This window comes from Petrotoga miotherma DSM 10691, from assembly GCF_002895605.1.
Classification (GTDB): domain Bacteria; phylum Thermotogota; class Thermotogae; order Petrotogales; family Petrotogaceae; genus Petrotoga; species Petrotoga miotherma.
In genome coordinates, this window is sequence record NZ_AZRM01000050.1 from 1 (window position 1) to 8,383 (window position 8,383).

Annotated in this window: 8 protein-coding genes and 1 pseudogene; 4 read left to right on the plus strand and 5 right to left on the minus strand. The window is 36.5% G+C overall.

All coding sequences use genetic code 11. From position 1 onward, the window contains the following. The 5 genes and pseudogenes from X928_RS08650 to X928_RS08670 all read right to left on the minus strand — a co-directional run. Positions 1 to 297 (minus strand): annotated as a pseudogene (locus X928_RS08650) (ABC transporter permease); the annotation flags it as partial. A gap of 58 nt (positions 298 to 355) precedes the next feature. Next, the gene (locus X928_RS08655; protein WP_103079371.1) at positions 356 to 2,245 is read right to left on the minus strand and encodes an ABC transporter substrate-binding protein; all 1,890 of its coding nucleotides are present in this window, start codon (positions 2,243 to 2,245) and stop codon (positions 356 to 358) included. A 158-nt stretch (positions 2,246 to 2,403) separates the two neighbouring features. Continuing rightward, entirely contained in the window at positions 2,404 to 3,564 is a 1,161-nt protein-coding gene (locus tag X928_RS08660; RefSeq protein ID WP_103079372.1) for a galactokinase, read from the minus strand. Between the two features lie 13 nt (positions 3,565 to 3,577). After that, positions 3,578 to 4,561, minus strand: a complete 984-nt coding sequence (galT, locus tag X928_RS08665) for a galactose-1-phosphate uridylyltransferase (protein WP_103079373.1) — start codon at positions 4,559 to 4,561, stop codon at positions 3,578 to 3,580. A gap of 108 nt (positions 4,562 to 4,669) precedes the next feature. Beyond that, on the minus strand, positions 4,670 to 5,731 hold the full coding sequence (locus X928_RS08670) for a LacI family DNA-binding transcriptional regulator (RefSeq protein ID WP_245857220.1): 1,062 nt from the start codon (positions 5,729 to 5,731) through the stop codon (positions 4,670 to 4,672). A 112-nt stretch (positions 5,732 to 5,843) separates the two neighbouring features. Between X928_RS08670 and X928_RS08675 the strand changes: the two genes are divergently transcribed. The 4 genes from X928_RS08675 to X928_RS08690 all read left to right on the plus strand — a co-directional run bounded on the left by X928_RS08675 (position 5,844) and on the right by X928_RS08690 (position 8,345). Next, the gene (locus tag X928_RS08675) at positions 5,844 to 6,179 is read left to right on the plus strand and encodes a DUF5320 domain-containing protein (protein WP_103079374.1); all 336 of its coding nucleotides are present in this window, start codon (positions 5,844 to 5,846) and stop codon (positions 6,177 to 6,179) included. Positions 6,180 to 6,277: 98 nt separating this feature from the next. Continuing rightward, positions 6,278 to 7,129, plus strand: a complete 852-nt coding sequence (locus X928_RS08680) for an ATP-binding protein (protein ID WP_281255733.1) — start codon at positions 6,278 to 6,280, stop codon at positions 7,127 to 7,129. Continuing rightward, positions 7,126 to 8,004, plus strand: coding sequence for an ATP-binding protein (locus X928_RS08685; RefSeq protein WP_103079375.1), 879 nt, complete (start codon positions 7,126 to 7,128; stop codon positions 8,002 to 8,004). Before X928_RS08680 ends, X928_RS08685 begins: the two co-directional genes overlap by 4 nt. A 14-nt stretch (positions 8,005 to 8,018) precedes the next feature. Next, on the plus strand, positions 8,019 to 8,345 hold the full coding sequence (locus X928_RS08690) for a NifB/NifX family molybdenum-iron cluster-binding protein (RefSeq protein ID WP_103079376.1): 327 nt from the start codon (positions 8,019 to 8,021) through the stop codon (positions 8,343 to 8,345). Positions 8,346 to 8,383 lie beyond the last annotated feature (38 nt).

Consider the following 8,383-nt stretch of genomic DNA (forward strand, 5'->3'; position numbering starts at 1 on the left):
TACCGGAAATTGAAAGAGTGATGGACCAAAGTCTCCATGTAACAACCTTCCCCAAAAGGCAACGTATTGTTGGAATATCCCTCCTTCCAATCCGTACATCTCTGTGAGCGATTGCCTTAATGCTTCAACAGCCGCTGGGTCTAAGAAGGCTCCTTGTGATGTCATTTGACTGATTACTTGTTGTACGGGATCAACCGGCGTTAGCCTGGGTACAATAAATACCACCGTTATCCCTACGAATACTACAACTAGAAATTGTATTATCCTTGGTAGCAAGTATCGCTTGAAAAATAGCAAGTGTTACACCTCCATAATAAGCCCCCCGAAGGGGGCTTAATGTATTTATCTGTAGCCCTTATTTTCTCCCTGTTGGTTCAAGGAAGGGGAGCATGTATTTGAAGTTTGGAAAACAATGGCAAGGCTGAGTATACAAATTATCAGGGCTTGGCCAATTGGTCCAATAATATTCATCATATACCAAAAACAAAGGATGAATAAAGGTTGGTATGGAAGGCATTTCTTCTACAAGTATTTTTAACCCTTCCATTCCGAGCTCAATATTTCTTGGATCATCCCAATCCAACTTTTCCATTTCTTCGATGATTTCATCCATCCTTGGATCTGTCCACCTAGAAGTAGCTCCGTTACCGACAGCTCGCTCTCCGATGGGCTTATAATATTGCGAATGCCAGACATTAAAAGTACGATGCAAATCCGGATGCCCACCCCATGGTTCCATTGCAGGCCAACCACCAGAAGCTTGATAATCACCCAAACTTGTCAAGTCTCCATGTGCTTCATTAGTCTCAACATTAACTTCTATCCCAAATTTTCTCCACTGCTGAGCTACGGCTATAGGATTTTTGTTATCAGCTTTAGCAGGGTCAGTAGCAGCTAATATTGTAATTTCCCAAGCTGTACCGTCTGGTAACAACCATTTGCCATTTTTATCTCTTGTAAATCCATTTCTTTCTAACAGTTGTTCCGCTACATCAGGTGCGTATTTCCACCATCCTGGCCCAAATAATTCTCTAATTTCTTCAGGATCATCAGGTACATCATATCCTCGGCTTCTAGCATATTCAGCAAGGCGTAAAGGAGCGTTAGGATCATATGGTTTAAATGGTTCTCCATCAACTTCTATGTCTAGAGTAAAGTTTCTCAACCATTCTTCCATAGGTTCATAGTACCATTCTTGATATGCAGGAGTAGGAGGGAGGAGCATACTAGCCATAACTACAGCACCGTCATATGCAATAGCAGCCGCATCTACAATATCTATAGCTAAAGTCAATGCCCATCTTACATCTTTTATGTTGTATGGATATACATCATTATTTAACGTTATTCCTGTAGTACAAGGGTCTATATTAACAATCCATGGATAATTTGGATTGTAAGGTCGAGAATATTCATTTTGATTTATCACAGCTCTTAAACTTTCTGGTGTAAAATAGGCTACATCTAATTGGTGGTTGGATTGCTGTATCACTCTCATTTCAGCTGTACCATAGTAATAGAAGAGTACGTTTTTTGGTTTTGGTTCACCAAACAACATTCCATTTGGGGTCCTATCCCAGTCTTCCCTCTTTTCCCAAAGTGTCCAATAACCAGCAGGATCATAATCTTTCAAAACATATGGACCACTGCTTATCGGAGGGTTGAAATCAAAGGTCAAAGGATCCTCTACTTTTTCAAAAATATGTTTTGGGAAAGGCCTCCATGCTCCCCATCTGTCTACAAAATTAGCGTGGAATCGGGAGTTGGGTTCTTTCAATTCAATTAGAACTGTATAATCATCTGTTTTGTAAACTTTGTCAATGTAAAGTTCAAACTGATCATGGTAAGCCATTCCAGGGGTTTTCATGGTTAGTTCAATACCGTAGACAATATCATCTGCAGTAATTTCAACACCATCACTCCAATAGCACCCTTTTCTTAACTTGATTGTCATCTGTGTAAAGTCTTCGTTGTAGATTGGACCTTCCGCGGCAAGAGAGTTAATAATTTCACCTAGAGCTTGTTCGTTCATCCATAATGGTTCTAACATCACCTGCTGTATTCCTCTTTGAGGCCATGTTGAAGCATTTATCCAAACATTAAATCTAGAAGGTGCCGTTACCCTTCCTGCAGTACTTTCAGCTATCAGTGTTTCATCACGAGGAATGTTCCCAGCAAGTTGACCAAAAAATATACTACTAAAAAGCAAAAATATCGATACAACGAAAAAAAACTTTTTCTTCATTTTTCCACACCTCCATATATTTAATATAGATATCGATACCGTGAACGATACCAAAACAATTATATCAGAGTTAACATTCGTTGCAAAACTTTGTTATGGACAGTTAGGGTAAGTTAAGGACAATTAAAAGAGATTATTCCCATTTAGCTCAAATTTGCTTAGTTTTTGAGAATTTTTACTCCATCTTCGATTGTTGTTTCGTAAAAGAATGGCTCTATCATGGTTTTTTCATAATAACTCTTGGAAACTTGATCCTTGAAAGTTTTTACCTGACTTTTTTCCACCAAAGCAATGGCACACCCACCAAATCCTGCTCCCGTCATTCTAGCTCCCACACAGCCTTTGATTTTTAGAGCTTCGTCAACAATTGTATCTAGTTCAAAACCTGTCACTTCATAATCATTTTTCAAGGAATTATGGGATTGGATTAAAAGAGCTCCAAAACCTTCAATATCGTTGTTTTTTAATAATTTAGAAGCTTGAATAACCCTTTGATTTTCTGTTATTACGTGCCTTGCTCTTTTTAGCTCTATTTCATTATCAAGAAATTCGAGATCTTTTACATTACACTGGCATAAATTATCGACCTTTACTTCTTTCACTTGATTTATTTTTTCTAAAGCACTTTCACATTCTTTTCTTCTTTGGTTGTATTGAGACGAAGCGAGCTCTCTTCTTTTGTTTGTATTCATAATAATCAGAGAATACCCGTCTAAATAACAAGGTATATATTCATAAGTTAGGTTTTGGGTATCAAGCAGTAAAGCTTGATCTTTCTTTGCATTTGCTATTACAAATTGATCCATTATTCCAGAGTTCACACCAATAAATTTATTTTCAACCCTTTGCCCTAAGAGGGCAAGGTATGTTCTATCAATTTCTTCAGGGGTTTGATTTTGAGATAAGAGCATGAATCCAATAAGTACTTCCAAAGCTGCAGAAGATGAAAGGCCAGCTCCATTTGGAAGTTCTCCTTTAATCAGAATATTACATCCCTTCAAGGGGAATCCATCTTCTAATAAAAACTTTATAACTCCTTTTGCATAGTTCCCCCAACTGTCTTCCTTTCTATAATCCACTCCCTTATTTAGATCTACTTTTACTTCGTTGGGAAAGTCCATAGATTTTAGGTAGATTAAATTATCGTCCCTCAAATTCATTAAGCCATTTATACCAAGGTTTATAGCTACCGGTAATACATATCCTCCATTGTAGTCTATATGTTCGCCTATCAGATTTATTCTTCCTGGAGAGAAGAACCTTTGTACTTGTTTTTTACTGACTCCGTAGATTTCTTGAAAAGTATTTAGTAAATCCATTTTGTCGACCTCTCTATTGTATTTTTTTGAATTTTTCTATTGCATTTCTTAACGTAATGGCAGTTTCTTCCACCGCCATGGTATTTGCCGCAGCCCAAGCACCCATCTCGCTTGATGCGTACCATTTTATTTTATCCTTGTCTCTTAAAGGAGGATAGAACTCAATATGAAAATGATAGTATTTGTTGGAATCTGCATATTCCTCTGAATTAACAGGAGTTTGATGGATATTCATCATGTAAGGGAAAGGTTTGTCAAACAATGCATCAAAGCCACCAGTTAACAGTTTTAGCGCCTCAGCCAGGTCCCATTTTTCTTTTTCGTCGAATTCTGATAAGTTGCCTTTGTGGGATTTGCTCACGATGAAAGCTCCATAGGGGTAGTCTGTAAAAAAGGGAAGATAAACGAGAAATGAATCATTCTCAAAAAGAATTCTTTTTTGAAATTCCTTTTCCTCTTTGTTCATTTCACAAATAAGGCATTTCCCATTTTCTTCATAATATTCTTTACAGTTGTCGAGTTCGACTTTTAACTTCAATGGAATCCAGGAATAGGCATATAATTGACCGTGTGGATGGAGCATCGTTACCCCTACTTCTTTTCCTCTATTTTCAAAAGGAAAGATGTATTTTATTTTTTCATCTTTTGAGAGTTCCTCAAATCTTTCAACCCATAAATTTACTAACTTAAATATATGTTCTACGGGTAATTGAGGAAGAGTAATATTGTGATCAGGAGAATACAAAATTACTTCGCATTTTCCATAATTTTTTTCGACTTTGTACAAATCCGTTCCTTGTATATTTGGTTCATCTGGATCTAGTTTTAAAGCGGGAAAATCATTGTCGTATGCATAAACGTCATAGTCTGGAGGCACTTTTTTACCCGGCCCTGGACAAAAAGGGCACCAATCCTCAGGTAAATGGGGCCTATTTTGTCTATTATCGGCAACCATTGTGTATGTTTTTAACAAAGGGTTCCAACGTAATTCTGCCATACAATTCCTCTCCTTTTTTGTTTAAATTTACTGCCTTTAAAATCTCTAAACCTTCTTTAACGCCCGTTCGCCCTGCAACCCACCTATGACCCATATCTTATTTTATGTTTAAGAGTTTCTCACTACAAGTTCTACATCTAAAACTTTCCTCGTTGATGAGTTGTCTCTTTGCTTACTTTTTATTCTTTTATACAACATTTGAAATGCCTCATATCCCATTTCAAACTTTTTAACTTTTACCGTTGTCAACTCTGGCTCAATTAACCTTGAAAAGGCTATATCGTCGTAACCTACTACTGAAACATTTTGTGAAATCTTTAGATTATTTTCTTTCAAAGCTTTAATTGCCCCATAAGCTATTAGATCGTTGTAGCAAAATATTCCGTCGAATTCTTCTTTTTTTCTGATCATTTCCATCGTTTTATCGTACCCCGCTTTAACGTGGTATCCTTCATGTATCCCTTCACATATCTTGATATCATTTTCTGAAAACGCTAACCCTTTCTCTTTTAAAGCCTTTTTATAGCCTTGTAACCTTCCATATGAAGCAGAGTTATATAATTGATCGGTGATCATTTTTATCTTTTTACACCCTTTTTCAATAAGGTATTTGGTTGCAAGATATCCCCCTTTTTCTTCGTCACTGAATATCTCATCCACATTCCAACCGTCTATTTCTCTACCTACAAGTACTATAGGGAAGTGCTCTTTTATCAGTTCCTGTATATCTTCATAACTTTTTTGCATTGGAAAAAGGAGAATACCGTCAACTCTCCTTTCTAAGAGAGTTTTTAAAAATTTTTCTTCATTTTCGTATAAACCTTCAGAGTTCATAATAATTATTTGATAATTATTCTCTCGTGCTGCTTTATCAATACCTTTGAATACCTCAGAGAAGAAAGGGTTGGAGCTATCGGACATGATCACTCCAATTGTATGAGTTACATTAGACTTGAGCATAGTAGCGTATACGTTTTTAACATAACCTAATTCTTGGGCAATTTTTTCGATCTTTTCTTTTGTTTGAGGGTTTATATCTGGTTTATCGTTTAAAGCCCTTGATACAGTGTTGACAGAAACCCCTGCTTTTTCAGCGATATCTTTAATGGTTACAAAACTACTTCGACTTATTTTTATCACCTCTTTTAATGTTAACGTTAACGGTATCAATTCAATTTTACACCAAAAACCAAAAAAATCAAAATGATTTTTTATTGACAAAAGAAGATTTTTTGTGTATAATATATATGTAAAAAGCATATATATGAAAGGAGGTTATCTTATGCCTTTTTTAGATGGAACCGGACCTAGAGGTTTAGGCCCCATGACAGGTAGAGGTTTAGGAAGATGCAGTGGTGCGTATGGTAGAGGTTTCGGTTATGGTGCAAGAGGATTTGGAAGAGGTTTCGGCTACGGTAGAGGTTTTGGATATGGCGGAGGATTCGGTTACGGACCAAGAGCCTACGGAGGATGGGCAGGAGCGTATTATCCACCAACTTATCCTGTAGAAAGTGACAAGGCTTTTTTAGAAGCGCAAAAAGAGTATTTGAAAGACGAATTAAACTACATTGAAAGAATGTTAAAAGAAACAGACGATAGCCAGAAAAAAGAAGAGTAATTTTAATATTAGGGCACAACTCCCTTTTAATCAAAAATTGAGTTGTGCCTGCCTTTATATATCTTATATTCATCATAACGGTTGAAGGAGAGATCAATTTGTCATTGAAGATAGCAATTTTAAGTGGAAAAGGAGGAACTGGGAAAAGTACGGTATCTACTAATTTTGCCAAAGTTCTTTCAAAAAATATGAAAGTTTTGCTTCTAGATGCGGATGTAGAAGAGCCTAACGACCATTTATTCTACAACGTCAAATTCGAAGAAGAAAAAAGTGTGGATGTACTCATACCAAAAGTAAATAAAGAAACTTGCATACTGTGTGGGTTGTGTGCAAAAGAGTGTCAGTTTGGAGCTATTAATGTCTTTGAAAAAGGGGTATTTGTTTTCCAAAATTTATGTCACGGTTGTGGCGTTTGTTCTGAAATTTGCCCTGTAAGAGCTATTGATGAAGAACCTAAAAGCTTAGGAAAATTAAAATTTGGAAAGACAGATTTTTTTGACTTTGGGATGGGGCTTTTGAATATAGGAGAACCATCAGGTGTGAGGATAATTAGAGAATTGAAAAAATACATTTCGGATGATTACGATGTAACTATAATCGATGCCCCTCCTGGTACTTCGTGTCCAGTTGTGGAAGTTTTACAAAAGGTTGATTTTGCGGTTTTAGTAACTGAATCATCTCCCTTTGGATTACACGATTTGAAACTGGCGGTGTCGTTAGTTAAAGAAATGGAAATCCCTTACGGAGTGGTAATCAATCGCTACGATCCTGCATTTGCCGAGTTAACAGAGTACCTTGGGGAAGAAAAAATTCCTCTACTTATGAAAATCGATTTTGATAAGGAAATAGCTAAATGGTACTCTGAGGGGAAATTGATCGTAGATCAATCCGAAGAATTGCATAGAAATTTTGAACTTTTGTACGAAAATATAACAGAGGTGTTGGTATGAAACAAATAGCTATAATCAGTGGAAAAGGTGGAACCGGGAAAACAACTTTATCTGCTTCTTTGAGCTACCTTTTCCAAAATCCCGTAATGAGTGATTGCGATGTTGATGCATCTAACCTTCATTTGTTGTTATCACCTGTTGAGTTAAAACAAAGCTATGAATACTATGGTGGGAAAAAAGCAGAAATAGATTACGAAAAATGCACTAATTGTGGTATTTGTAAAGACAAATGTAGGTTTGAGGCAATAGATTTTCAACAGGATAAATATGTTATTAACGAATATGCGTGTGAAGGTTGTAAACTTTGTGTACTCACCTGTCCCGAAAAGGCGATAAAACTTGTAGAAAATTTAGCTGGATACTATTATGAATCAAAATCTCCAAAAGGTGTTTTGGTTCATGGCGATTTGAATCCGGGGGAAGAAACTTCAGGAGGTTTGGTAGCTGAGATAAGAAAAAAGTCTTTTTCTGTGGGTGAAAATTTAAAAAAAGATGTTATCATAATAGATGGTGCTCCTGGCATAGGATGCCCTGCCACATCGTCTGTAGCTGGTGTAAACTATGCTATTATAGTTACCGAACCTACCCTTTCAGGATTCCATGACCTTCAAAGAGCGGTTGAAACTTTGAAGAAAATGAGAGTGAAATTTGGCGTAGTAATCAATAAATTTGATTTAAACGAATCTGTGAGTTCTTCCCTGGAGGAATGGTGCTTTTCTGAAAATATAGATCTTCTAGGAAAGATACCTTTCGATGAAATGGTGAATTTAGCTACAAGAGAAGCCAAACCGATAATCTTGTACGAAGATTCTATTTCTTCAAAGTACATAAAATCTATATATCAAAAAATCTCACAAATACTTTTTAATAAATAAAAAGGGGTGTAAAAATGAAAATTGCAGTTCCATCTAAAGAAAAGACATTGGAATCCGAATTAGATGAAAGATTCGCGAGAGCAGCTTACTTTTTAGTTTACGATACAGAAAATGAAAGTTATGAGTTTTTTTCTCCTGACAATAGCCAGGAACACGGGGCAGGAACAAAAATTGTGAATGAACTTTCAGAACGGGGAATAGATGCAGTAATTTCAAAAAATGTTGGAGAAAATGCTTTGACAGCTTTAAAAGCGGCAAGTATTAAAGCTTACATAGCTTCAGATGGCAACGTCAAAGAAAATATAGAACTTTTGAAATCAGAAAAACTTCAAGAATTTTAAAAGGGCCAACTGTGGGGCGGGGAGCGGGGCGAAGGGGC